Source organism: Methylobacterium sp. 1A (assembly GCF_058072805.1).
This window is the reverse complement of record NZ_JBYQVE010000003.1, coordinates 50916-77641: the sequence shown is the minus strand read 5'-3', so window position 1 is coordinate 77641 and position 26726 is coordinate 50916. Positions and strand designations below refer to the sequence as shown.

16 protein-coding genes and 2 pseudogenes are annotated in these 26726 nt (G+C 70.9%); 7 read left to right on the top strand and 11 right to left on the bottom strand.

From position 1 onward, the window contains the following. The first annotated feature begins 412 nt into the window (after window positions 1-412). Both ACX9MN_RS31895 and ACX9MN_RS31890 read left to right on the top strand, forming a co-directional pair. Window positions 413-1861, top strand: coding sequence for a GGDEF domain-containing protein (locus tag ACX9MN_RS31895; RefSeq protein ID WP_081636520.1), 1449 nt, complete (start codon window positions 413-415; stop codon window positions 1859-1861). 78 nt (window positions 1862-1939) lie between these two features. Further along, window positions 1940-2479, top strand: coding sequence for a L,D-transpeptidase family protein (locus tag ACX9MN_RS31890; RefSeq protein WP_489726405.1), 540 nt, complete (start codon window positions 1940-1942; stop codon window positions 2477-2479). A gap of 60 nt (window positions 2480-2539) precedes the next feature. Here the strand turns inward: ACX9MN_RS31890 and ACX9MN_RS31885 are convergent, their stop codons facing one another. Next, a complete protein-coding gene (locus tag ACX9MN_RS31885; RefSeq protein ID WP_489726404.1) occupies window positions 2540-3493 on the bottom strand; it encodes a LysR family transcriptional regulator in 954 nt (317 codons plus the stop codon). A 95-nt stretch (window positions 3494-3588) separates the two neighbouring features. On the opposite strand from ACX9MN_RS31885, the gene ACX9MN_RS31880 reads away from it, so the two are divergent. The 4 genes from ACX9MN_RS31880 (at window position 3589) to ACX9MN_RS31865 (ending at window position 8789) form a co-directional block, all read left to right on the top strand. Then, window positions 3589-4770, top strand: coding sequence for an alanine racemase (locus tag ACX9MN_RS31880; protein ID WP_489726403.1), 1182 nt, complete (start codon window positions 3589-3591; stop codon window positions 4768-4770). Window positions 4771-5011: 241 nt separating this feature from the next. Next, window positions 5012-5809: an HAD-IA family hydrolase gene (locus ACX9MN_RS31875; RefSeq protein WP_489726402.1), complete on the top strand. Its 798-nt coding sequence runs from the start codon at window positions 5012-5014 to the stop codon at window positions 5807-5809. A gap of 6 nt (window positions 5810-5815) precedes the next feature. Next, the gene (locus ACX9MN_RS31870; RefSeq protein WP_020094937.1) at window positions 5816-6934 is read left to right on the top strand and encodes a metallophosphoesterase; all 1119 of its coding nucleotides are present in this window, start codon (window positions 5816-5818) and stop codon (window positions 6932-6934) included. A gap of 358 nt (window positions 6935-7292) precedes the next feature. After that, window positions 7293-8789: a diguanylate cyclase domain-containing protein gene (locus tag ACX9MN_RS31865; protein ID WP_081636521.1), complete on the top strand. Its 1497-nt coding sequence runs from the start codon at window positions 7293-7295 to the stop codon at window positions 8787-8789. A 75-nt stretch (window positions 8790-8864) separates the two neighbouring features. Here ACX9MN_RS31865 and ACX9MN_RS31860 read toward each other — a convergent pair. From ACX9MN_RS31860 to ACX9MN_RS31820, 9 genes and pseudogenes are all read right to left on the bottom strand, one after another. After that, a pseudogene (locus ACX9MN_RS31860) lies at window positions 8865-9030 on the bottom strand (IS5/IS1182 family transposase); the annotation flags it as partial. A gap of 36 nt (window positions 9031-9066) precedes the next feature. Beyond that, window positions 9067-11004, bottom strand: a complete 1938-nt coding sequence (locus tag ACX9MN_RS31855; RefSeq protein WP_489726401.1) for an autotransporter family protein — start codon at window positions 11002-11004, stop codon at window positions 9067-9069. 48 nt (window positions 11005-11052) lie between these two features. Next, a complete protein-coding gene (locus ACX9MN_RS31850; RefSeq protein WP_020095896.1) occupies window positions 11053-12000 on the bottom strand; it encodes a FecR family protein in 948 nt (315 codons plus the stop codon). A gap of 72 nt (window positions 12001-12072) precedes the next feature. Beyond that, window positions 12073-12582: an RNA polymerase sigma factor gene (locus tag ACX9MN_RS31845; protein WP_042669387.1), complete on the bottom strand. Its 510-nt coding sequence runs from the start codon at window positions 12580-12582 to the stop codon at window positions 12073-12075. A 570-nt stretch (window positions 12583-13152) separates the two neighbouring features. Beyond that, entirely contained in the window at window positions 13153-14781 is a 1629-nt protein-coding gene (locus ACX9MN_RS31840; protein ID WP_489726400.1) for an ABC transporter ATP-binding protein, read from the bottom strand. 411 nt (window positions 14782-15192) lie between these two features. Beyond that, complete coding sequence (locus ACX9MN_RS31835) at window positions 15193-15687, bottom strand: hypothetical protein (RefSeq protein ID WP_489726399.1); 495 nt, start codon at window positions 15685-15687, stop codon at window positions 15193-15195. Between the two features lie 121 nt (window positions 15688-15808). After that, window positions 15809-16630, bottom strand: a complete 822-nt coding sequence (locus ACX9MN_RS31830; RefSeq protein ID WP_489726398.1) for a hypothetical protein — start codon at window positions 16628-16630, stop codon at window positions 15809-15811. Window positions 16631-17089: 459 nt separating this feature from the next. Beyond that, window positions 17090-17230: pseudogene (locus ACX9MN_RS31825) on the bottom strand (IS3 family transposase); the annotation flags it as partial. A gap of 57 nt (window positions 17231-17287) precedes the next feature. After that, window positions 17288-17692 carry a hypothetical protein gene (locus ACX9MN_RS31820; RefSeq protein WP_482960373.1) on the bottom strand — a complete coding sequence of 135 codons (405 nt, stop codon included), beginning with the start codon at window positions 17690-17692 and terminating at the stop codon, window positions 17288-17290. A 530-nt stretch (window positions 17693-18222) separates the two neighbouring features. Between ACX9MN_RS31820 and ACX9MN_RS31815 the strand changes: the two genes are divergently transcribed. Further along, complete coding sequence (locus ACX9MN_RS31815; protein ID WP_056524270.1) at window positions 18223-19680, top strand: FAD-dependent monooxygenase; 1458 nt, start codon at window positions 18223-18225, stop codon at window positions 19678-19680. A 185-nt stretch (window positions 19681-19865) separates the two neighbouring features. Here ACX9MN_RS31815 and ACX9MN_RS31810 read toward each other — a convergent pair whose 3' ends face one another. Beyond that, a complete protein-coding gene (locus tag ACX9MN_RS31810) occupies window positions 19866-26219 on the bottom strand; it encodes an autotransporter outer membrane beta-barrel domain-containing protein (RefSeq protein ID WP_489726397.1) in 6354 nt (2117 codons plus the stop codon). Window positions 26220-26726 lie beyond the last annotated feature (507 nt).

The following is a 26726-nucleotide window of genomic DNA, read 5'->3' as shown; positions in this document are numbered from 1 at the left end:
CCTCAGATAATTAAGCTTTGGTTAATGCCGGCCTTTTAGCCACCTTTGCTTGCGAGGCGGGCCTCTCCGGACGAGAGGCCCGCCGACGCCCCGGCGGCTGCCCTGACCCTCGACCTCCACGGCCTCGACGGCGCCGGCTCGGTCCGGCGGGATCGCGGACGGCAGGCGTGAAGCGGCACGCCCGCCGCTCCCGCGCGAGACCGGGTCCGCCGCGGGGACGCGCGGTCAACCGCGCGACGGACGCCTCAGCGGCACCCCGTAACGGCTCCGATCTCCGATCATGCGAGTCGGCGCAATGCTCGCTGCGCCGATCGCCGATCATGACGATTGCTGTCTCCATCCCCAGCAGTTGTATTATAGACGAGTAGCATACCAATAGTTGCACAATATTATCTGTTCGTTATAAATTTTCATGTCTATCGAGACCATGATCCGAGAGCGATCCGACGACGAGAGCGACGAGAAGCCGGCACTCTATCTATGGTTGACGACAGCGTTTCTCTATTTCTGCACCGCAGCTTCGACACTGAGCCTGGCCAGTAGCGGACACGACATCGCTGCCCTATGGCCGGCCAATGCCATTCTGGTCGCCCTGCTGCTCTCCCATGACAGGGTCCGATCGGGCACGGTGCTGAGCGCCGGATTGGCCGCGAACATCGCGGCCAATGTCCTGACGCGGGGCACTGTGCTCGGCCCCTTCCTGTACAGTCTCGCCAACCTCGCCGAGGTGATGTTGGCCGTCCGTCTCCTGCGAAGGACCTACGAGCAGGACGCCCTGCTGCAATCCACGAGATCCGCCCTGCGGTTCCTCGCGATCGCGGGATTGCTGGCACCGGCCGCGAGCGGCGTCCTGGGAGGCTTGACGGCGCATCTCGTCTTCGGCCAGCCCCTGTTGCGCTCGTTCGGCACCTGGGTCGCGAGCGACGGCCTGGGACTCATCGTCTTCACGCCCTTCCTGCTCTCGCTGTTCCGAGGCGATTACGCGCGTGCGCTCGCGGAGCGGAGCTGGCGGGACCGGCTCGAAGCGGCCGCCTTGCTCGTCCTCGCAGGCTCGGTCGCGTACGCGACCTTCTTCTGCACCAGCCGCCCCTTGCTGTTCCTGATCTTCCCGCCCCTCATCCTGATCGCTTTCCGGCTGGGCCGCCTGGGTGTCACCGCGGCCGTGATGGTCGTGGCCGTCATCGGAGGCGTCGCAACGATGTACGGTCGCGGGCCGATGGTCCTGATCGCGGCCGACGCCGTCACGCAGGCGCAGGCGTTCCAGGTGTTCCTGGCCTTCATCCTGCTGACCTGCCTGCCCGTCGCGGCGGAGGTCTCCGCGCGGGCGCGGCTCACGGCCGAGCTGGCCGCGCACGATCGGGAGATGACGAGGAGCGCCTTCACCGATTCCCTGACAGGACTGCTCAACCGTGCGGGCTTCGAGCATCAGATCGAGACCATCCTGCCCGTCAGGGCACTCCCGCCCGTCAGCCTGATCGCGATCGACATCGATCACTTCAAGCAGATCAACGACCGCTGGGGGCATCCGGCGGGCGATCGCGCGCTCGAGACTCTCGGATCGCTGCTCGCATCGCAGATCCGCCCGGGGGATCTGGTCGCGCGCCTCGGCGGCGACGAGTTCGTGATCCTTCTCCGCGAGAGCGACCTCGAGCGCGCCAGGGCGGTGTGCGAGCGGATCCGCGCGAGCGCACGCGCCTTGCCGTTCTCGACCGGTGCCGGGACCGAAGCGCCGGTCAGCCTGAGCATGGGCTTGGCCGTCGCGCGCGTGGGCGAGGGCTACGAAGCGCTGGCTCAGCGGGCCGACAGCGCTCTGTACGAGGCGAAGCACGCCGGCCGCGACGCCCTGCGATGGGCCGCCTGACTCCGGGATCGACCCTGACCGGCGGCGATCCGGGCCCGGTCGTTTGGCCGTGAAACGCCTGCCCCGTAGGATCGGCCGATGAGACGCCGCCACCTCGTCGGACCGATCCTCTGCGTCGCGCCGCTCGCCCTCCTCTTCGGGACGGCCGACGGTCCCGCGGGCTCCGCGGCCCCCGGCCTGGTGCCGCAGGCCGAGCGCGCGGATCTCGTCCGCGTGGAGAAGGCGCAACGGCGCCTGACGCTGCTGCGCGGCGGACGCGTCCTGGCGGTCTACCGCGTCTCGCTGGGCTTCGCGCCGGTCGGCCCGAAGGCGATGGAGGGCGACGGCCGAACACCCGAGGGTCGCTACCGCATCGCGGGCAAGAACCCGGACAGCATCGCCCACCTCGCGCTGCGGATCTCCTATCCGGACGCCGCCGACCGCGCCGCGGCGTCCGCGGCCGGCGTGCCACCCGGTAGAGACATCATGATCCACGGTCTGAGGAACGGGTTCTCCTGGGTCGGTCGCCTGCATCGTCTGATCGACTGGACGGATGGCTGCGTGGGCGTGACCAACGCCGAGGCCCGCGCGATCTACGCGCGGGTCGAGGTCGGCACGCCGATAGAGATCCGGAGCTGAGCGGGATCGGGCGCCGTCGGGCGGAGCGTTCGGGGCCGGACGGCGCGCGGCCGGGGCGCCTCAAGGCCCCGCATCCCCGGCGGCCGCGCCCGGCCCCGCGGGCGGGCGCCACGGGAGCGGATCGAACGAGCGCCGGAGCGCCTCGAGGAACCGCTCCGTCCGGGCCGCGCGCGACCGCCGTTCCGAGCCGAGCAGGGCGACGACCGGCGCCGACGGCAGAGCGTAGCCTTCGAGCAGGCGCGCCAGCCGCCCCGCGCGCAGGTCGTCGGCGACATCCCATTCCGAGCGCACGATCACGCCGAGGCCCGCGAGGGCCCAGCCCCGCACCACGTCGCCGTCGTTGCTGACCAAGCCCGCATCCACCCTGACGCGGACCTCGGCGCCGTCCGCCGCGCGGAAGCGCCAGAGCGTCACGTCCTCGTCGTTCTCGCGCAGCGCGATGCAGGTGTGATCCCGCAGGTCGACCGGCACGCGCGGGGCCGGATGCCGGGCCAGGTAGGCGGGCGCCGCGCAGAGGATCCGGTCGTTCGGCGCGAGGGCGCGCACGGTCAGGCTCGGGGTCGCCTCCCTGATCTCACCGACGTGGATCGCGAGGTCCCAGGTCTCGGACGGGATGCGGCCCAGGCGATCCGAGAGCAGCAGGTCGATCCGCACGCCCGGATGCCGGAGCCGGAACGCCGTCACGACGGGGGCCACGTAGCGGCGCCCGAAGCCGAGCGGGGCGACGACGCGCAGATGTCCGGTCACCGCGCCGACGCGCTCGGCCAGGGCGTCGGCGAGATCGTCGAAGGCGCCGAGGAGGTCGCGACCGCGCTCGGCCAGCAGCTCCCCCTCGTCGGTCAGCGTGAGGCCGCGGCCGGACCGGTCCACCAGATGGACCCGCAGCCGCTTCTCCAGGCTGCGCAGCCGCTGCGTCACGGCGGGGGGCGACACGTTCAGGCTGCGCGCCGCGGCGGCCAGGGACGGGCTGGCGGCGACCGCGACGAAGAAGCGGAGATCGTCGGTGTCGAGCATTAAGGCCGACCTTAATCCAGAATGCCGAACAGATTAATGGCGTCTCGCGGTCCGGCATGATCTGTCACCCGGCAGCGAGACAGGGAGGCGTGGACATGCCGGAGACCGGAGTCGGGACGCAGGTGCCGTCAGCGGAGGCCGACGGGGCGTCGGGTCCTCTTCAGACACCGTGCCTTCTCCTGGACGAGGCGCGGCTGCGCGCGAACCTCGCGGGGCTGCGGGCGCACCTGGACCGGCTGGGCGTCGCCTTCCGGCCGCACCTGAAGACGGCGAAGTCGATCGACGTCGCCCGCCTGGCGATGACCGGTCCGGCCGGCCCGGCGATCGTCTCGACCCTGCGCGAGGCCGAGTACTTCGCCGAGGGCGGGGTCCGGGACATGATCTACGGCGTCGGCATCGCCCCGCAGAAGCTCGACCGCGTCGGCGCGGTCCGGCGCCGCTGGGGTGCGGACCTCGCCGTGGTGCTCGACTCGATCGAGCAGGCGGCCGCGGTCGCCGCCTGGGCCGCGCGGACCGGCGACCGTCTGCCGGTCCTGATCGAGGTCGACGCCGACGGGCATCGCTCCGGCGTGAAGCCGGCCGACGCGGCGCTGCTGGTGGCGATCGGGCGCGCGCTCGGCGCGGGGGCGGACCTGCGCGGCGTGCTGCTCCACGCCGGCGACAGCTACGGCCTCAGCGATCCCGAGCCTCTCGCCGCGGCCGCGGAGGGCGAGCGCGCGGCGGCGGTGACGGCGGCCACCCTCCTGCGCGCGGCGGGCCTGCCGTGCCCGGTGGTGAGCGTCGGCTCGACCCCGACCGCGCGCTACGCCCGGAACCTCGACGGGATCACCGAGGTCCGTGCCGGCGTGTTCATGTTCGGCGACCTGTTCCAGGCCGGCGTCGGCTCCGTCGCGGTCGACGACATCGCGGTGAGCGTGCTCGCCACCGTGATCGGGCACCGCCGCGACAAGGGCTGGATCATCACCGATGCCGGCTGGATGGCGCTGTCGCGCGACCGGGGCACGGCCCGGCAGGCGGTCGATCAGGGCTACGGCGTGGTCTGCGACCGCGCCGGCCGCCCCTACCCGGACCTGATCGTCGCCGACGCCAACCAGGAGCACGGCATCCTCGCCCTGCGTCCGGGCTCCCGCGCCGCCCTCCCCGATCTGGCCATCGGCGACCGTGTGCGCGTCCTGCCGAACCACGCCTGCGCGACGGGCGCCCAGTACGACCGCTACCACGTCCTCGACGCCGACGGGCGGGTCGCCGCCGTCTGGCCGCGCATCAATGGCTGGTAGGCGGCGCCGACCGTGACGTCGCGGATCGGGCGCCTCGCGAGCGCCCGGCGGCGCCGGACGCGGCGGGAGCCCGCCTGGACACCGCGAGGCGCGTGACCGCCGCCCTCCTCGGGGCGGCGCATGCCGCCCGCGCGCACTGACGCGCGCACTGACGCGCGCTCCGGGCCCGGTCGGCGCGGCCCGAGGCCCCCGGCACCGACGCCGCCCGATGCGGCGCCCGATACGGAAGGAGAAGCCCATCATGACAGCCCACCGGTTCGACGCCGTCCTGTTCGACCTCCTGACGGCCCTGCTCGACAGCTGGTCCCTGTGGGACTCGGTCGCCGGCAGCACGGAGGCCGGCCGCCGGTGGCGGGCCGAGTACCTGCGGATCACCTACCGGACGGGGGCGTACCAGCCCTACGAGGATCTCGTGGCGGAGGCCGCCGCGGCGGTGGGCCTGCCGCGCCGCCTCGCGGCGGACCTCGAGGATCGCTACGGCGAGCTCCGGCCCTGGCCCGGCGTGACGGAGACCCTGCAGGCGCTCGCGGCGCGCTCCGTGCGGCTCGGCGTCGTGACCAACTGCTCCGAACGTCTGGGTCGCATCGCCGCCGGCTGCCTGGGGGTCGAACTCGACGCGGTCGTCACGGCGGAGCGCGCCGGGTTCTACAAGCCCGATCCGCGTCCCTACCGGCTGGGACTGCAGGCCCTCGGGGTCGAGCCGGCGCGCTGCCTGTTCGTCGCGGGCTCGGCCTTCGACCTCGTGGGCACGGCGCAGGTGGGGCTGGCGACGTACTGGCACGACCGCGTGGGCATGGCGGCCCCGGACGGCGCGTCGCCCCCCGCTGGCGCACGAGACCACCCTCGATCCGCTGCGCGCCTGGTTCGATCCGGGCGCGCGCTGACGCTGACCTTCTCCGGGCGCGGCGGGGGGAAGGCGGGGCGGGCGACGGGCCGGCAGAGGGCACCTCCCGACCCGCGCGAGGCGACCGCATGTGCCGCCGCGCACCGGGCGGCCCGGCGCGAGCTTTGCCTTTCGGCCGTCGCCCGGTCCATGTAGCCGCCCATGATCCGCCTCATCCCCAGCCTGCCCGCGGCCTACGTCATCGCGCGGGTGGTGTGGCCCCTGCCGGTGCCGCTCGCGCTCAGGCTCGGCCTCGCCGGGCTCCTCCTGGTCGCCTCCCAGTACCACCTGTGGAGCCGCCTCTCCTCCGGGTCGGTCTTCGCGCCCGAATTCCCGCGCCCGATCGTGATCCTGTTCAACTGGGCGTTCGGTGCGATCGCGCTGGCGGCGGTGATGCAGCTCGGCCTCGATGCCGTCGCGCTGATCTCGCTGGCTCTGCCCGGGGGCGGCTGGGCGATCCCGACCGCCTGGCGCATCGCGGTGGCCTCGACGGCCGCCGGCCTCTCGGCCGTCGCCGTGTGGCAGGCCGTGCGCGTGCCGCCCCTGAAAGACGTCCCGGTCGCGATCGCGGACCTGCCCCCCGGCCTCGACGGCTACACGATCCTGCACCTGACCGACCTGCATATCAGCCGCCTGTTCCCGGCCGCCTGGGCGCGGGCCGTCGTCGCGCGGGCCGACGCCCTCCAGGCCGACCTGATCGTCGTGACCGGCGACTTCATCGACGGTTCGCTGGAGGCCCGGCGAGACGACGTCGCGCCGCTGCGGGCCCTGCGCGCGCGCGACGGTGTCTGGGCCGTGCCCGGCAACCACGAGTACTTCTTCGACCACGATTCCTGGATGCGCCATCTCGCGGGCCTGGGGATCCGCGTCCTCGCCAACACCCACACGATCCTGAGGCGCGGGGGCGGCGCGCTGGTGCTGGCCGGCGTCACCGACCGCTCCGCGCCCGCCACGGGGCATCCGGGGCCCGACCTCGACGCGGCCCTGGCGGGCGCACCGCCGGGCGCGCCGATCGTTCTGCTGGATCACCAGCCGGCCAACGCCGCGCGGGCCGCGGCGCGCGGCGTGGCGCTCCAGCTCTCCGGCCACACCCACGGCGGCATGATCCGCGGCCTGGACCGGCTGGTGGCGCGCGGCAATTCCGGGTTCGTCTCGGGGGCGTACCGGGTCGGGGCCATGCGGCTCTACGTCAGCAACGGCACCGGGCTCTGGCCCGGCTTCGCCCTCCGGCTCGGGCGTCCGTCGGAGCTGACGCGGATCACCCTGCGGGCAGCCACCTGACGCGCGCGCGCCGCCGCGCGGCTTCTCGCACGGGTCAGCGATCCAGGCCCGGGAGGCCCCAGCGCCGGCCGAAGCCCGCATCGCCGGACACTCGGCTGTTTCCCCCGGGAGGGGCCATGTTCGTCGGAACGGCTACCCCGGGTCGCTGCCGGATCGCCCCCGCTCGGAAGCTGCCGGCCGGCTCGCGGGAGAAGAGCGGTGAGAGCGGCCCCTGCGCGCGTGCCGGACAGCGCCAGTCCCAGGACGAAGCCGGGCCTCGACGAAAGGTCAGGCCATCGCACCCTCGATTAAACCTTCTCGTCGTATCCCCCGGATACCATCTTGGCTCCGGCGAGGTCGAACAGTGCTGCAGGGGACCATATCGAATACCCAGCGCGAGGCACTCCGCCAGCAGGCGCTGGCCGAGATCGCCCTCCTCGACACGCCGCCGGAGCGCGAGTTCGATGCACTCGCCAAGCTCGCGCAGCGCATGCTCGGCACCGGCATGTCCTCGATCACCCTGATCGACCCGGAGCGCCAGTGGTTCAAGGCGCGTTGCGGTCCCTTGGCGGCCGAGACGCCGCGTGCCCAGGCGTTCTGCCCCGTCGTGTTCGAGACGGAGGCTCCGCTGATCGTGGCGGATGCCAGCCTCGACCCTCGCTTCGTGGCCAGCCCCTTCGTCACGAACGCCCCGTACATCCGCTACTACGCGGGCGTGCCGGTCCGCGTCCGGCAAGCCGACGGCGACAAGATCACGATCGGCACGCTCTGCGTCCTCGACGAACAGCCCCGCGAGCCGACGACGACAGACCTGGAGGTGCTCGAAGAGCTGGCCTGCATCGCGGAGGCCCTGATCGAGGCGCGCGCCGTGGCCCTGCGCGCAGCCGAGGCTGCCGAAGAGCGCCGGATGGCCGTCGAGGGCCTGGAGCGTGAGCGCCGCCAGTTCAAGCAGGCGGAGCGCATGGCCGAGATGGGCTCGTACCGCTACGATATCGAGACGCGGTCGACCTCCTGGTCGGACGGCGTCTTCGTCATTCACGAGCTGCCCGTCAGCGGCGGTGTGCCGATTGGCGCGATCATGAACTTCTTTCCCGAGCCCGATCGCGCCCTCTTCCGCGCGGCCGTCAGGCGCGTGCTGGACACGGGCGAGCCGTTCGAGATGGACGCCGATTTCGTGACCGCCAAGGGCAATGCCCGGCGCGTGCGGTGCTCCTGCGAGATCGAATTGGTCAAGGGTAAGCCCGTCGCCCTCATCGGCCTGATCCAGGACATCACCGAACGGCACAGCTTGGAGCAGCGTCTTCGCCATCAGGCGCGCACCGATGACCTGACGCAACTCGCCAACCGAGCCGAATTCCACCGCGCGCTCGACGCGCGGCTGCGCGAGGCGCGCGCTTCCGACGACGATGTGGCTGTCCTCCTGATCGACCTCGACGGCTTCAAGGGCGTGAACGATCGCCTCGGGCACGCGGCCGGCGACGAGGTTCTGCGTTGCGTAGCCGAGCGGTTGCGCGCGCCCTGCTACGCCGGTTGCTTCCCGGCACGGTTGGGGGGCGACGAGTTCGCGATCCTGGTGCCTGCCGGCTGCGATGGCGCGGGCGTGCAGGCGATGGTGCGGCGCCTCCTGCACGACCTCGAGATGGTCGTGAAAGGGCAGGGTCAGATCGCGCGGGTGACGGGAACGATCGGCCTCGCGCGGTCACGAGAGGCCGGACAGGACCGCGACGTGCTGCTGCGCCACGCCGACGCGGCCCTCTACGCCGCGAAGCGTAAGCAGAAGGGGACGGCTGAAACCTACTCGGCCGCGACGGATCCGACTGCCACGCCGGTTCGCGGCGCGTCCGCTCTCGAGTTGGCTCCTCACCGACGCCTCTGACGCGGAGTCGGCCACACGACCCTCTGGCCCGGGTCCGGCGGACGAGGGCGCGGACGGGATGGGCGAAGGCGCGCGGAGATCGTCGCGCCGCCCGGAGCGGATGGCGAGGCGGCGGAAGCGCGCCGACCACGCCGGCGTGCGCGACGATCCAGCGGTGGCGTCCGAGATCCTCGCTGCCCTCGCCGCCGCGCCGTGCGATGCGCGGCGTGATGCTGCGGGATCGGCACGGGTGCCGGGAGCGACCCGGCCGCGACGAGGAGCGTGGCTCAAGAGGCCGTCACCACGCGGCTTGGAGGCCGGCGGTGAACACCTGGGCGGTGGCGCCCGGGCGGACGTCGCCGGTATAGCCCACCGACAGCCGCACGCCCTCGGCGACCGCCCCCGTCAGGCTCACCCCCAGAACCGCGCCGTCCCGGCCCAGCGCGCTCGTCCGACCCGCGAACCCCGCCCCGAACAGGCTCGAGCGAACCACCGCCGCCGTGTCGGCCAGCTCGTGCGCCCAGTACGCCCGACCCTCCAGCCGCAGGTCCGGAATGCCCGCCAACGCCCAACTCGTCACCCGCCCGCCGACCAGGCTGCGCGCCGCGTCGAGGTCGGCCACCGCGAAGCCCTGCCCGCCGAAGCCCTGCCCGACCAGACCGCCCCGCTCGGACACACGGCCCCGCGTCAGCCGGTCGTAGCTGAAGCCCACCTCCGGCACGACCTCGACCGGCAGGCCGGTCGCCAGCGCGTACCCGGCAAAGCCCGACACCCCGCCGTTCCAGCCCGACGACACCCCGCTCGCCTGCGACACCGCCGCGCCCAGCGCCACCGTCCGGTCCACCCGGCCGTCCGCGTACGACACGCCCGCCGTGCCCCGCAGCACCACGGCGCCGAGCCGCGTGCTCGCGTAGAGCGTGCCGCCGTAGCTGTCAGTGGTGAACCGCCCCAGCCCCGCGCCCCGCGACGTGCCGCCCGCGCGCAGGTAGCTGAACGCACCGCCGACCTGCGTGTCCGCCCCGACCTGACGGTCGACGCCCATCAGCAGCCCGCCCGCGTCGAACCCGGCGCCCGTGGCCGCCCGGTCGCCGGCGCGCGCGCCGAACCCGTACAGCGCGTCGGCCCAGACCCGGCCCTCGCCCACCCCAAGCGGCGCCGCCGCCGCCCCGGCGCCGCCGCGCACCTGCAGCGCCGTGCGGTTCGGGCCCGGGCCCGGATCGCCCGCGCTGAACGCGCCCGCGCCCCCGCCCAGCCCGCGCTGGTGCCGGTCGATCGTGTCGGAGAGCAGACGGCGCGCGGCGAGGTCGGTCATCACCGCGTCGCCGTAGCTCTGGCCCGACAGGCTCGCCAGGCCGCCCGGCAGCGTCGCCGGGCCGGCCGCGTAGAGCGGGTCGAACACCCGCGCCCGCGCCGCGTCCGGCCGCGTGCCGGCGGCCGGGCGGGCGAGGTCGAGGGCCGCGCCCACGGCCCGGGCGTTGCCGGTCTGGGCGAGGCCGAGGCCGGCGAGGCTGCCGTAGGCGGCCGGCGTGACCACGAGGTCGAGGCCGGTGGCGGCGTAGAGCGCGTCGAGGCGCGTGGCCGCCGGCAGGCCCGCCGCCGGCTGGGCGAGCCCGCTGAACGAGCCCGACAGCCCGGCCTGCGCGGTGAGCACGCCGAAGCGCTGGCCGAGCGCGGGGGTGAAGCTGTTCGTGGCGTTGCCGGTGATGCCGCGCAGTTCCGGCACCAGGGTGCCGTTGGCCGAGACCGCACCGGTCGGGCCGAGCGCCAGGAGGCGGGCGTAGCTGCCCGCGCCGGTGCCGGTGCCCGGTCCGTCGATGTCGAGGCCGAGGCTGCTGCCGGGGGCGAACGCCACCGGGCCGAGCACGGTGAGCGTGCCGGGGGAGTTGCCCGGCCGCAGGGCGCCCGCGACCGTGACCGGGGCCGCGACGGTGCCGATGCCGCGCAGGGTGCCGGTGGCCGCAACCGTGACCGGCGAGGTCCAGAGGCCGTTGAGGGAGAGCGTGCCGGCCTGGATTGTGGTCGGGCCGGAGAAGAGGCCGGGGCCGGTGAGCAGGAGCGTGCCGGGGCCGGCCTTGGTCAGGCTGGTCGGGCTCGCGGTCTCCAGGATGGCGCCGGCATAGGTCGAGGCGGCCGCATTGGAGACCGTGAGGGCGCCGTTGCCCAGGACGGCGGAGGCCGGGCCGGCGAGGTCGGTGAGCGTGAGGGCGGTGCCGTGGCCCTCACGGACAAACGACAATCGAGGCGCGAAACTCCTGACCTCCCCGCGTCGGTTTTTTTCGCCTCGTCAGGCCGGCGGCCTGACGAGGACGAGGTACGGAGTCAGGCGCGTGACGCGCAGGCTCATCGTCGCGGCCAGAACGTCGAGCGCGTCGTCGGTGTCGCGGATGTCGAGCGTCCCGCTGAAGCGCTGCGCGCCGAGCCCCGAACCGAGCAGGACGATGCGCCCGCGCCGATAGCGGTTCAGGTCGGCCACGACCGCGGCGAGGGGCTGCCCCGTGACGACGAGCTTGCCCTCCCGCCACGTCGTGGCGCGCCCCACATCGCCGCGCTCGACCGTCAGATGGCCGTCGGCGCTCCGGAGGGCGACCTCGCCGGCTCCGATGGTCACGGCGCCCGCGGTCGTCGACGCGTCCACGCGCCCCTCCGCCACGCCGACCGGTTCGGCGTCCCCGCCGGCCCGGACGAAGAAGCGCGTCCCCACAGCGCGCACCCGCAACCCGCCGCCGTAGACCACGAAGGGTCGGGCGCTGTCGGGCACGACATCGAACACCGCCTCGCCGCGCAGCAGGTGGACGTCGCGCGCGGCGGCCGTGAAGTGCAGGACGAGCGCGGTGTCGGTGTTGAGGGCGGCGCGGCTGCCGTCGGGGAGCCGCGCCGTCTCGATGTCCCCGATCCCGGTCCAGACGTCGGCGCGGACACGGTCGAGGATCCCGCTCTCGTAGGTGATGAATCCGGACAGGCCCAGCGCTGCCGCGAGACCGACGAGGCGCGTCGGCGGCGGCCGCCTGCGCCGGCGCGTATCGGGCACGCGCCCGGCGATGCCCCGCCACGCCTCCATCTCCGCGTAGGCCTCGGCATGGGCCGGGTCGGCGGCGCGCCAGGTCTCGAAGGCTGCCCGGTCGGCGTCGGTCGCGTCGGGGGAGGACAGGCGAACCACCCAGAACGCGGCCCGCGCGTAGATCGGGTCGTCGGCGGCCTCGTCGTCGCCCGCGGGCTTGCGCTCCTCCTCCATGTCGACCCGCTGCCCGCTCCGCCCGTCCGACCTATGAAGACCATCGAGGCCGCGAACTCCTGACGTGCCCGATCAGAAAAACTCGTGACACGCGCGACGAATGTGCAGCAGCGCCGTGATGAGGTGCTTCTCGACCATGTTGCGGCTGACGCCGAGACGGACGGCGACCTCCCAGTTCGAGAGGCCCTCGACGGTGCTGAGCAGGAACGCCTCCCGGCAGCGCGGCGGCAGCCCGTCGATCGTTGCCGCCACGAGGCGCAGCTGCTCGCGGGCGATCACCTGCGTCTCGGTCTGGGCGTGCCCGTCCACGACGCTCGACAGTTCGAGATCGGTCATGGATCGGAAGAGGCGCGCTTCGAACCGGCGGCGCTTGCCGAGATTGGCGGCGACGTTGCGCGCGAGGTGGAACAGGAAGAGGCGCGGATGCTCCAAGTCGGTGGTCGTGAGTGCTTTGACGAGGCGAAGATACGTCTCCTGCGCGGCGTCGGCTGCGTCGGCAGGGTTCCCGAGTTTGCGAAGAAGGAACCGCTGGAGGTTCAGGTTCTCACTGCGATGTAGGGCATCCAATGATACCGCCGCCATAACTCCAATCCTCAGGTGCCTCGCCGACGCACACGAGCGCGCGGCGCCGGCCGATTAGACTGTCACGCCGAGGATAGACGCAAGCGTTCTGAACGCTTTTAGCCGATCTAAACTGATGCATCTGCTCTCAGCCAAACGCTTGTTCGGCCGCAACGAAACAGCGATGCGAATGCGGGGCCTTGAACTGGAATAGTTCTAGTAGAACGGCTGTTTTCCATGTTCTGTTGCAAATCTGCGGCATGGATCGGGGCATGCCGGTGGCGTTCTGGGACCCGGCTTCGCGCCGTTCGTGGTCGAGACGCGCTCAGCGTCCCGGGGCGGCCTTCCGTCAGACGTCGAACGCCCACGTCCTCGACATGGCGCTCGAACCCGGCCGATCGCGGAGCCGCCCGTTCCGGCCACGCACCTTCGCCTCGCAACGCGGCCTGCACTCTGGCGCTGCGAGGGTCTGAAAAGGGTCGGACTTGGTCCGTGCGGCTATTATCCGCTTCGCTACATCTGCCGTCCCACAGCAAAAATGGCGGCATTCCACCCGGAGCCGCCCTTCGGCTGTCGGCCCATCTCAGACGGCTACGCCCGTGGTGGGGACGCCGACAGGCGGACGTTCTGATCTCCTGGCCGTATCATGGAGGTGCGGTGCGTGACCGCGATGATGGTCAACCCGTCAACAAGGTCACGTAAGCCGTCCATGATGTGCCGCTCGGTCTCGTCGTCGAGGGCCGAACTGGCTTCGTCCAGAACGAGAATCGCCGGTTCGCCGTAGAGCGCCCGCGCGATGGCGATGCGTTGCCGTTCACCGCCCGACAGCTTGAGGCCCCGTTCGCCCACGACGGTCTCAAACCCTTCCGGCATGGCCTCGATGCGCGTGAGGATGGAGGCCTGCGCGGAGGCCCGGCGGAGGCGCTCCGCGTCGAACGGACGGCCCAGCACGATGTTGGCCGACAGCGTATCGTTGAGCAGTGTCACCTCTTGCGGCACGACGCCGACATGGTTGAACCAATCATCGCTCGCGATGCGAGTCAGGTCGGTTCCGTCGGCGAAGATGTGGCCGCCGCTCGGTTGCAACCCCTTCAACAGCAGGCGAACGACGGTTGATTTGCCTGCACCGGTCTCACCCGTAAGGAAGGTCGGCGTGCCGCGGCGAGCGACGAAGGAGAGGTCGGCAACGCCACGACCATTGGCGTAGCGAAAGCTGACGTTCTCGAAAGCGACGATGCCGAGGGACGGCCGGTAGGGCAGCGGATCGGCGGGCTCGAGCTCTTCCGGTGCTGTCCACATCATCGCTAAGGGCCGGAAGCGGGCCGCTGCTTCGACCGACTCCTTGATGGCCATGCCGACCATGTGGAACGGCTCATTCAACTGGATCAGCAACGTGTTGAAGAGCACGATGCCGCCAATCGAGATCAGGCCGCCCTCGAACCGGGGGACGAGGATCAGGAACGTGACGGTCAACTGCAAGGCTGCAGCGATGCCCAGAAGCCCACAGAAGGCACTGCTCACCAGCGCGTAGCGCCGCAAATTCGCGAAGGCATCACCCGCGCTGGCAGTAAAGCGCTCGGTGATCCATCGTTCGCCGCGTGTCTGGCGCAGGGTGTCGATGACGGCGATGGCGTTGCCGACCAGGCGCGCATTGGCCTGACTTTGATTCATCGCCTCATTGAGAGCGGGTTTGACTTTGCCGATACGCGTGTAATCGAGCGCGATCACGACCACGCCGTAGATGAATATGATCAGGGCTATGTCCCAGCTGACGAGGTTGCCGAGGACTAGGACGCTGAAGGCGATCTGGACGCATCCAGGGAGCAAGCCTCCGAGCCCGAGCTGGGTGATGAGGTTCAGCGTCTGGGTTCCCTGCTGACGGGCAGTCCCGATCTCCGCGGCGTTGTGCTCCAGGAAGAAGGCTGGCGTCTTGTGTAGGAGGCGCGCAAAGAAGGCCGTATTTGCAATGAACGATAGACGCTCCGCGCAAAGCACGATCAGGAACCGTGATCCAATGCCCAGAGCTTTCGCGCATCCGAACAGGAATGCGTAGGACATGAGGAGCGGGAGCGCGTCGGACCGCACTTGTCCGCGGGCCAGATCGTCGACGGCGCGTGAGAAAAGGTACGGAGCCGAGATCGAGGCCAATGCACCGAGCAAACTGGCCGAGATCACCGCGATGGTCGTCAGGCGGGCGTCACGCCAGTAGGCTCGCAGCAACGCATTCAGAATCGATATCATTCGAAATTGCCAGGGAAAATCCTGAGGGCGATTTTCGAATCCCTCGCAAGCTTGAGGAATGCAAGATTTTTCGCGGCACCCCGCGACTGGATCTGTCCGCCGCGATGCATCCGCCGCCCGGGAGAGGACGGGCAAGAAGCCAACTATCCCGAATATTTGCCCTGTTCTGCCCTATGACCGGATGACGAACGAATACCCGATATCAACACGCTGCATGTCCAGCGCGGGATACATCACATACTGCCATGCCAATCGATTATCCCTCACGCAATCCGGAAATTCGACCTGCTCCGATCCAAGCATCAATACAAGTTCTATTTTACGGAAAACCGGAATGAACCAATAGGACCTGAGTACGAGAGCACCGCTTGACGCAGATCTGCACGCGATTCAATTGGGTTTCCCATCTTCCGCGATGTCCGCCGTGAGCGGGCCGGCGGCCATTTCCTCGATGTGTTCAATCGCGGCTTTCAGACTTATGAACGCGCCCAGCGGGCCGCGCAGGTGTACGACTATCTTTCGCCGACTGATCGGGGTGCCGTCCGCGCTGGGCTCGGAGAGCATCATCTCGAGAGCGAGGCGACCGACGCCTCCTCCGACGCCATGCGTCGATGTGGCTTCGAAGTAGATGACGGGAGCTTCGAGAGTACCTTCGACCTCACTGGGGACGATCGGAACGGAGCTGATCTTGGGACGGCTGGTCAACGGTGTGTCTCCGGTGTTGGCCGCGTCGATGGTGCAACCGGCCACATTGAGCACGCCATGCGGGCGTGCGCCTTCACCGATGTCCTTCCATCGCTGCCTGTTCGACCTCCTCTGTCGCGTGCCAACGGTCGCCCGACAGAGCCACGATGCGCCCATGTTCAAGAGTATCGGGACGATCATCGTCTCCCTGAGAGAGCGAACAGAGGACGAGCGTCACCTGGATCGAGAGGCGGACCGTCGATCCTGAGCAGCAAATGCTCCGGCGATGGCACCGCCCCACCCTCCACTTCGAGAGTTCCGCTCACGGGATGACAAAGGGATCCTCGAAGTCGTCGGGATACGTCGAGCAGGCCGGGGCGTCATTGAGCTTCCGACACGGCCATTGCGATCGGGCAATTCGATCGACGAGCTCGAAACGAGAACCGGTCCAGTGGACGAAGCCGAAGTGGGCCCAAGGGCCCGCGGCCTTCGGATCGTCCTTCTCGAGTGGTGGCGAGTCAGGATCGAATTCCATGATCCAGCGCATGGTGGGTGCATAAGGCAGCTTGTCGTCGAGCAGAAACAGGACGCTGCCGCCGTACTTCGTCTGACGCACGCGGTCGTCGGAGCTCAGGACCGGATCCGTCGGCAGCACGTCCGCACTGACATCCCGCAAGGCGCCGTCGGCAGCGAACCGAAAAGCCTTCCGACCCATGCCGTTGTGGCAATCCAACCCCGCCTCACCCTCGTCGCATCGTACGGGCCAGATCAGGTACACGGTGTCTCGGGGGTCCGCTCCCTCGAAGCTGCGGACCATGAACGCGCCGGCCCCCAGCGTGAAGTCAGGACGGCGCCCGAAGCCGGGAGCCGCCAGGTAAAAAGCTTTGCGCAGATCCTCACGGCGCGTGTCACGTTCGAGGTCGAACGCTCGGACAGGGAGGGCCAAGACAGCGTGTGCCACATGCTCAGGAGCCGGGCCGAAGCAGTGATCGTCGAAATGAAGCCCGAGGAACGAGGTCCCTCCGCCCGCGTCGTGGGGCTTGCAGATCGCCCCCATGGTCCGCCCAACCTCGAGGGGCATCCACGGACTTGGCATGATCGCCGGGACCCGAGGAAAGACGGGTTCGGCGTCAAACAGCTTCATGGCCGCGGGACGCACGATGGCCCCACGTGCGTCACCCAGTCCCGGAGCATGCCCTCGCGCGCACCCAATGCTGTAAAATCCGACCAGTGATGCGGCCACAAAGAGACGGGATAAGGATTTCATCCGACGACCTTGTCGCACGTCCGCGAATAAGCGATGTCACCAGCTATGGTTCAGCAGGAACTCGGCCCTGTATGGTAGGCGAATGTTAGGCTTGCTCATTGCCGCGAGCCACCAGCGTTCCCGCTCTGACTTCGGCAACCGTCGCAGACCCGTCGGACAAACCCGAGTCCGCGCAGCGCGAGCGCCTGTGTTTCTGTACGCCGCGCAACAGGCGTCGTCACGCCACGGCGATGAGCTAGTCCGCTGGACAAGCCCATCGAGGTCTATGGTTTTGCGGGCCTGCGCCGTCACCCGCAGTGAACCGCGGCGGCTTTCCCGGAGCCTGTCCGGTTCGGGTCAGGCGGCCAAGGCTCGGACCTCGGCTTCGGCAGAAGCGGCGGGTTTCCGTCTCGGCGGAGGCAGCGTGCCGATCGGTTGGAGCGGCCGCCGGTGGTTGAACCAGTCCACCCATTCGAGGGTGGCGTACTCGACCGCCTCGAACGAGCGCTCAAGATCTCACGCCGCAGCGTCCATCGCGCCCTACAGGACGCAGCATCACCGGAATCGCTCGGACCGTCCCCGCCCCTCGAATGACTGGTCGGGCCGCTCGCGCCCCTCGTGTGACTGTACCATCGGGCTCCAGAAGCCATCCGGCGACCAACTGTGCGGCTGCACGGGAACATGCCCGCCGTCCCAGTTGCGAGGCCTCATATCAGCGATCAGCCTCGACCCAGTCTCGTAGCGGTACATCTCACGGTGGTCGCTATCGGCGCGGCGTCGCACCGCGCTCAGGTCCGTGGTGATGTCGATGGGAGCCATCTTCCGGGAAGCGCTGCGCGGCGCGCGCTTCGCGGTCACGGGCTTCGCATCGAAATAGTCACGGTAATCCCCGTACGACTCGACCGCCATCGCGCCGACCGTCGATCCGAGAAGTATGGCGGCTGCGAGCAACGTCTTCACTATCCCACACCTTCTGCATGCATGGTGGCGTCTAGCAGATCCGCGTTTACGTCGGCCCGCCGAACTGTGTAGGATTGTAGGCGATCTTCCAGAGGATGCGGTGACGTGCGGCACAGGCCGGATGCCGCTCAGGCCGCACGAAGGCGCGGCTCTCCAGCTCTCACGCGGCTCCTGATTTTGCTCCGCCGCGCATCCCGATCTTCCTGGCGCAGGACAGCACGGACAACCGCGTGCTGCCGCGGGTGACCGAGGAGTATCGCGCGCGGCTGTGCCGAGCCGGCAGCCGGGTCGCGTTCGACCGCGTGCCTGGCGTGGGACATCTGTCGATGGCCAAGGACGCTGCGCCGGCGGCCCTCGACCGGATCGGTGACCGCTCCGCCGGCGTGCGGGCACCGAGCGAGTGCGGCGAGCCTTGACCGCCGGACGGCGCCCTTTAGGGTCGGATCCCTCCGCTGGGCAAATTCGAGACTGAGGGGATACCGCCTCAGGATACGCGACCGAGCGAGCCACGTAGCGCGGGAGGCGGGTCCATGACGGACATTCTCATTGTCGGCGCGGGGCCGGTCGGTCTGACCATGGCGGCGGAGCTGGCCCGCTACGGCGTCGGAGTGCGCCTGATCGACCGCGCCCCGCACGCCACGGAGACCTCGAAGGCCCTCGTGGTCTGGTCGCGCACCCTCGAACTCATGGATCGCATGGGTTGCACGCGAGCCTTCCTGGATGCGGGACTGCGCGCTCCCGGTGCCTCGATCCGCAGCGGCGGCAAGGTGCTCGGCAGCCCGCGCCTGGAAGGCGTGGCGAGCGCGTACAACTTCGCCTTGATGATCCCACAATGCGAGACGGAGCGCCTGCTCACCGCGCAGCTGGGCGCGTTCGGCGTCGAGATCGAGCGTCAGGTCGAGCTGGTCGACTTCGCCGAGACGGCCGACGGCATCGACGCGCACGTGCGACACGCCGACGGACGCGAGGAGACGGTGAGGACGCCGTGGCTGATCGGCTGCGACGGTGCTCACAGCACGGTCCGGCACAAACTCGGCATCCCGTTCTCCGGCTCGGCGCAGGGGGACGACTGGCTGCTCGCCGACGTGCGCCTCGAGGGGCCCGCAGCACCGCCGGCGGACGAGATCGCGACCTACCTGCACCGTGACGGCCCCTTCGTCGTCTTCCCGATCCCGGGCGGTCGGGCGCGCGTCATCGCGACGGTGGGCAAGGCGGATGCGGCGCACCCGCGGCCGGAGCCCACCCTCGACGACGTGCAAGCCCTCGTCGATCAGCGCGCCGGCGGCGGCTTCCGCGTGTCTGACCCGGTCTGGTTGACGCACTTCCGCATCAACGAACGCAAGGTCGCGGATTACCGGCGCGGGCGCGCCTTTCTCGCCGGCGATGCGGCGCACATCCACAGTCCCGCAGGCGGACAGGGGATGAACACCGGTATGCAGGACGCGGTGAACCTCGCCTGGAAGCTGGCGATGGTGGTGCGCGGTCAAGCGAGCGCGTCCCTGCTCGACAGCTACAGCCCAGAGCGCAGCGCGGTCGGGGAGCTGGTCCTGCGCAACGCGACCCGGCTGACCGACATGGCGACGCTGTCGAACCCGGCGGCGCAGACGGCGCGCAACCTCGCGCTGCGCTTCCTGCTCGGCCTCCATGTCGTTCGCGACCGGATGGCGACGCAGCTGAGCGAGATCGAGATCGCCTATGCCGACAGCCCGCTCTCCCTCGGACACGGCGCCGGGGCGCGTTGGGAGCCTGCTGCCTACGCGGGACCGCCCCCGGGCGCCGGCAGCGAGCCGCGCTTCGTCCTCTATGCGGCGGACGCGACGCGTGGGGCTGAACTGATCGAGCGCTTCCCCGGCCTGCTCGAACCGACGCGTCGGTCGCTGCCGAGCGGTTCCGACCTCATCGTTGTCCGACCCGACGGCTATATCGGTCTGGCTGCGAGGGACGGCGCGTGGGAGACCGCCGAGCAGTATCTGCGAGCCCTCGCGTAAGGTCCGAGCACCACCTGCTCCGCGCTCGTCTTCTGACCTCGCCGCATGCCCGACTCCTTCGGTCCTGGCCGATCCTCTCAATCAGCCCGGTCCAGAGCCAGTCGGTCAGGTCACACCGGCCTGTCCGTCACGCCCGCTTCGTCACCTCCGCCCACGCGACGTCCCTGGAATGGTCCACGTCGCGCTCAGAAGCGCAGCTGCATCCGAGCAGTCCCCGCATGCGAGAGGAAGTGATCGCCGACTTGACCCTGATACTCGCCGGTCACCTCGATGCCGCCACCGAGGCTGATCTGAAAGCCCAGCCCCATCTCGCCGAGGCGATCGGGGATCGACGATTCCGTAGCGAACAGGCCGAGAGCGCCGGTCCCCTGGAAGCTCGCCCGACCGGTGAAATGGTCGTCCGAGAGGAGCGTCACGCCGAGGATACCGTAAGGCCGGATCCAGCGCCCCGCATCGAGGTCGATCCGGCCGCCGATCTCCAGCATCGGGCTGAACGCCACCAGCGTCTTGGCGACCGGTCGCATGTCGAGGTTGAAGCCGGGGGCCCCGGTCTCTGAATAGGCGGGACTGTAGCTGTAGAGCAGATCCAGATCCGCGTAGGGCTTGAGATACCAATCGCCGAACAGGACTTGGTAGCTTGCCCGCAGCCGCCCGCCCGCCGAGAGGATCCCGGACTTGCTGCGCGCCGTGGCCGTGGCGCCGCCGAAGTCGATCAGGCGCCTGTTCTCGGCCCAGGAATAGCCGAGATTGGCCGATGCCGCGAGCAGCCAGGGGCCGATCTGGTGCTTGAGCGCCGCCGAGACATCGCCGGCATCGCTGGTCGTCCCGGTGATCCGGTCGGGATCGCTCTGGATGGCGCGGGTGTAGGCGCCGGTCAGACCGAAGAACCAGTCAGGGGCGAACTCGGTCTGGAGGCCGGTCTGGTAGCTGAGGGCGGTCTGGCGATAGCCGCCGTCCTCCGCGGTCGCGGAAAGGGTCGTGTGGGCGCTCGTGATCCGCCCCCAGACACACTCGCCCTCACGCAGGAGCGTGCCGGTACCGCTGAAGGCCGGACAGCTCATGGCCCGCTGAAGACCTTTGCGGGTGTCGAGCGTCCGGTCGGTCAGGCTGTCCTGGTTGGACTCGGGCTTCAACTCGTCGAGGGCGGCGGCGTAGGCCTTCTGGCTGTCGACCGAGAGGAAGCGCCCGTAGAGCGTTCCGAGCTGCCTGGTATTGCCGTCCCAGGCATCCTGCAGGCCCTGTGCGACGCTGCGCTGGTCCGGCGTGAGCGTGACGCCCGTCGGCTCCGTGAACCGGGCTCTCGGGACCAGGGAGAGGGTGTCGCCCGACGCGACGATCGACCAGGAGATCGGAACCGCGCCGGAATGGAGGCTGCTGCCGACAGCCATGGCGCCGCTCTCCACGACCTGACCGGCCCGGAGGAAGGCGTACCGGCCGGGCAGCAGCCCGTCGATCAGATGCGGCTCGACGAGGCCCTTCAGCGATGCGGTGCCGGTGACGGTGAGGAGATCGGCGCGCAGGGCCCCCTCCGGCGCAAGGGGCGCCACGTCGACGAGCATCCGCCCGTACGCGCTCTGCTCGAAATTGCCGGTCACCGTCGCTCGGGCGACCTTGCCGACGCCGCCGATGTCGAGGGTGGCGCTGTTGTGCAGGCGGCCGTTCGGCCCCAGGGCGATGACGCCTTCGGGTCCGGTGCGCAGGATCGCCGAGGTGCCACCCGTGTTCTGGAAACCGCCGTTGACGAAGGTGACGCCCCCCGCCTGGCCGGCGGCCAGGTCCACGTCGCCGATCACGGTGCCGTAATTGTTGATCTCGCCGGCGGAGAACGCGCCGACGATGGCCCGGCCCGAAGCCGCGCTGACCACGGCGCGCCCGCCAATCACGATCGTAGTGGAGCGCCCGCCGTCGATGCGGATCGCCGCTCCGGTGCCGCTGCCGCCCGTGACGAGGCCGTTCACCTGGAGGTTGATCCTGCCGCCCTGCTCCGGGTCGGGTTCGAGGCTCCCGTCGGTGCGTTGGACGCCGGACTGGACGAAGATCGCGTTCGCGTCGAGGCCCGACGCGATGATCGATCCGGACGACGCGACGGAGATGTCGCCGCCCTTGCCGGTCGCGTTCAGACGGCTCTGGCCCGACGCCCCGGCGGCCGGGCCGGCGAGGTCCAGGAGCAGGCCGCCGCCGCCTCCGAGGCTCTGGGCGAGGAGGCCGTGGGACTGGGCGCCCGACGTGCGGATCGCGCTGCCCTCCTCCAGCGTCACCCGGATCGTCCCACCGTTGCCGTCGGACCCGTCGCGCAGGGCGTAGGGCACCGCGTATCCCATCGCCTGGTGCGCGCCGCCGTAGCCACCGCCGCCACCGATCGACTGCAGCAGCAGCGCCGGCGCCGCGTCGCCGACAGTGGAGACCTGCGCGCCCGCGGTCAGGCTCACCCCGACCGGGCCGCCGCTCCCCGAGGCGCCGCCCGCGCCGCCGATCCCGAACGTGTAGCGGTGGCCGCCCGGGCCGGCCGCCACCGAGGCGAGACCGCCGCCGCCGCCGATGCTCTGCGCCAGGATGCCCACCGCCCCGAAGCCCGTCGTGGCGACCGTGCCGGATTGCACGATCGTCACGCCGCCACCATCGCCCGCCACGCGCCCGGAGCCGCCGAGCGTCAGGCTGCCGGATCTCTCGGAGACGCCGGCCGGATCCTCCGGTGGGGCGATCCGCTCGATGTCGAGCGCGGCGAGCAGGGCGTCCGCCAGCGCCTGGGCGTCGCTCTTCGTCCCGCCCTTCGTCTCGCTCTTGGTCTCGCTCTGAACCTGGCTCGGGCCCGGCTCCTTGGATGATTTCGTCCCCTCCGCCGCAGCGGCGGGGGTGGCAGCGGCGGGAGTGTCGGCCTCGGCGGAGGGCGCCGAGAAGCTTCCGCCACCGCCGCCGATGCTCTGGGCGACGACGGCATGCGCCTCGGCCCCGGCTGTGGTCACCGAGCCGCGGTTATCGACCCGGACAGATCCGCCCCGGGCGCCGGTCCCTCCCGATCCGCCGACGGTCAGGTTGAGCGTCAGGCCCTTGTTCGCTTGGCTGCCGGCGGCCGTGGCGCCGACGCCGTTGCCGCCGCCGCCGCCGATGCTCTGCGCGTAGAGGCCGTAGGCGGCATCGTCCGCGGTGGCGACCGAACCGGTGTTCACGATCTTGGCCGTGCCGCCGATGTTGCCGCTGCCGCCCGTGCCGCCGAGCGTCGCCGTCACGGTCGTCCTGTTGGTCGCCTCCGCGTAGGCGAGGCCACCCTGGCCGCCGCCGCCGCCGATGCTCTGCGCCAGGATGCCGTGCGCGCCGATCCCCATCGTCCGGACGGTGCCGCCGTTCTCGACCGAGACGCGACCGCCGTTCCCGCCCTGCGCGCCGCTCCCGCCGAGCGACAGGGTGAACGCCACGTCGGGCAGCTTGGTGGCGCCCTTCTTCTGCGCGTCCAGATAGCTCGAGACGCTGCCGCTGTAGGACTTGAGCGCCTTGCCGAAATCCGAGTTCTTGAGCTGATCCGCCAGGCCCTTGTACGTGTCGCTGGACTTGATGTCCTTCAGGAATCGATCGAGATCGTCCTTGTTCTCCTTGTCCTTCGCCCACTCCTGGTAGGCGGCGACACCGATCGTCTTCTTGATCTGCGTCCAGATCGTTCCGACGGTGTCGGGGTCGGAAACGTCACGCGCCGCGACGCTGCCGCCCATGCCGCCGCCGCCGCCGATGCTCTGCGCCACGATCCCGTGCGAGCCGTCGCCGCTGGTCGCGATCGCGCCGGCGGCGGCATTGGTGACGGTCACGTCCCCGCCGCTGCCGCCGCTGCCGCCCTGGCCGCCGAGCGTCAGGCCGACGGTGAGCTTGCCGACGGCCGATCCGGACACGGTGCCGCCGTTGCCGCCGCCCCCGCCGATGCTCTGCGCCTCGATGCCGTGGGCGTTCGACCCCCCGGTCGTGATCGCGCCCCGGTTCGTCACCGTGACCGCGCCGCCGACATTGCCCTTGCCCTTCCCGCCGCCGATCGTCTCCGTCACCGAGAGGGTATCGGCGATCGGAAGCTTTCCGACGAGGCCGTTCAGGGTCTTGTCGAAGGAGAAGCCGGGGGCCGCGAGGCTCGCGGCGCTGCCGCCGTTGCCGCCGCCCCCGCCGATGCTCTGCGCGAGGATGCCGACCGCGCCGGCTCCCCCGGTGGTGACGCTGCCGGACTGCGTGACCGTGACCGCGCCGCCGATCCCGGCGACGCCCGCGGTGCCGCCGACGCTCCGCGCCACCGTGACGTTCTGCTTGAGGCTCAGGCTGTTGCTCGTCGCGGTCGCGCCCCCGCCATTGCCGCCGCCCCCGCCGATGCTCTGGGCCTGGATGCCGATCGCGCCGTCCCCGGAGGTGCGCACCGCGCCGCTATTCGCGGCGGTGACGGTGCCGCCATTGCCGCCGCCGCCGCCCGTCCCGCCCAGCGTGGAGGTGGCGGACACGGCCATCTGGCCCGGCGGAGCGACCGCCAGCGCGTAGGCGGCGGCATCGCCGCCGATCCCGCCGCCGCCGCCGACGCTGAGGACCAGCAGCCCCGCGGCCGCGTCGCCGTAGGTGGTGACCCGGCCGGCATTGATCACGCCCGCCGGGCCGCCGTTGCCGCCGTCGCCCCCCGAGCCGCCGATCGCGGTGGAGAAGGCGAAGCTCGGCAGCGACTGCCCGCTCGGCGTGGCCAGGGGCGTCGTGATCGCCGTCGCGCTGGCCAGGCCGCCGACACCGCCGCCGCCGCCGATGCTGAGGACGGCCAGGCCGTCCGCTCCGAGACCGGCGGTGGTCACGGTGCTGCTGCTCTCGATGCGGGCCTCGCCGCCGTTGCCCCCCTTGCCGCCGGATCCGCCGATCGCCCACGAGGCGGAGAGCGCCGCGCCCACCGCGATGCTCCTGACGTCGCCGCCGGCGCCGCCGCCGCCGCCGATGCTCTGCACCAGCACGGCCGTCGATCCCGTCCCGCTGGTCTCGATCGCGCCGGCCCGGCCGGTGAAGCGCGCGAGACCGCCATCACCGCCGCCGCCGCCGCTGCCGCCCAGGCCGACCGCGAAGAAGGCCCCGGCCGGGAAGGCGCCGCCACCGCTGCCGCCGCTGCCACCGATGCTCTGCACCAACGCCCCGAAGGCCGAGTCGCCCTCGGTCGTGATCCGGCCACCCGCGTTGACGATCTCCGCGGTCCCGCCCGCGCCCCCGGTCCCGCCGGCCCCGCCGCGGCCGAACCAGAGCGAGATGCCTCCGGCCCCGCCGCCGCTCCCGGGCGCCACGTCGAGGGCCGCGAGCGGCAGGGCCGAGAGGGCGCTGCCGCCGCCGATGCTCTGCGCCACGAGGCCGGTCGCCCCGGCGCCGGACGTCGTCACCATCCCGCTGTTGGTCAGGGTCACCGATCCGCCCGGGGCGGCATCGCCCCCGCCGCCGCCGCCGAACACGCCGCCGCCGCCCTTGCCGCCCGGCCCGCCGACCGATTGCGCGACGAGGCCGAGGGCGTAGTCGCCCGCCGTGACGATCGTGCCGCTCTGGGTCACCGTGACGGTCCCGCCGTCACCGCCCCGGCCACCGGGCCGGCCGCCGGCATCGGGCTGTATCCCGCCGTCGCCGCCGATGCTCTGGACGAGGCCGCCGAGGGCAGAGTCGCCGGAGGTCCGGATGGTCCCGGCCATGTCGAGGCGCGCGGTGCCGCCCGCGCCGCCCGGCGTCACGAAGGGGTTGCTGTAGAAGGTCCCGGACCCGCGGATCGAGCCCGCGCCGCCGATGGACTCGACGATCACCGCGGTCGCCCCGACACCGTCGGTCGTCACCTGCCCGGAGCGTGTCACCGTGAGCGCGGCCGCGCCGCCGGCGCCGCCCCGTCTGGAGGCGGTCTGGTCGGCGTCGGTGCCCCCGCGGCCGGCATCGCCGCCGACCGCACTGACCCGGACCCCCAGGAAGGCCTGCCCCTCGGTCGCGACGCGGGACGACAGGGTCAGGGTCGCCGGCCCGGCATCGCCGCCGGCGCCGACATCCTTCTGGGCGTCGCCGCCGTTCCCACCCCGGGAGAAGACCCAGAACCGCGGGATCGGCCGGAACTGGAGCTGGGAGACGCGGGCGCGCGTCGTGTAGCCGACCTGATCCCCCTCTCCGCTCACATCCTCTCCGAGCGTCACCGCGACGGCACCGCCGCGCCCGCCGCTCGCGCCCGGGACGGATGCCAGCCCCGGGACCGCGTCGCCGCGCCCGCCCGCTCCGCCCACTGAACCGGTCCGGATCGTCGCGGCGAGGTCGTTGCCGGCGGCCGCGGCATCGACATCGATCAAGGACAGGTCAGGGCCGTCGGCACCGGCCGTCGCGACGACATTCGACGCGATGACGTTGGCTCTTCCGTCGCGGCCGCTGGTGGCGGTCACCACCTCGGGCCGAGGTCGCTCCAGGGCGCGCGCCGGCAGGTCGAGGACCAGGACCAGGCCGGTGCTGGCCGCGACGACGAGCCGTCCGCCATCGCGGATCTGCCGGTCGCGGCGTGGGACACAGAGCTGACCTGGCCGGTGACCCATCAGGAACGCGTCTCTCTGCGCCGCTGTCTCAAGAAAAAAATCCGGGCCCTCGCGGCTCAGGGCAACCAGCGATCGTCCACACGAAGTTTTGAATGCATTCCTCTCACATGGTTAACAAAACGTTTAGGACGATCTTTCGGGCCGATGATGGTCCTATTTTTCCCAATTCTGGAGCAAATGTGCGGACTGAGATCGATATTTCTGACAGCGACCGAACCCATATTTCTTGGTAATTCACGATTTTTAGTATCCGAGTCCATGTTTAAACGTCCTCAGATATTCGAGGCCGCGCCTGGAGCGAATTGCACGCGTCGCGGGTGCAGCAATGTAGGTGCGGTGGATTTAGACGGTCGGCGTTGCCCACCCCGTCGGGGGACGCGTTTCACACCGCCACAGGCCGGAGACGGAACAGGAATGACGGCTGTCCCTCGACGACCGTCCTGCCGGGTCTCGTCGCCGTAGCCGGCCGTCGGAACCGGACACGCTCGCCGGGCTGCTCGGTAAGGC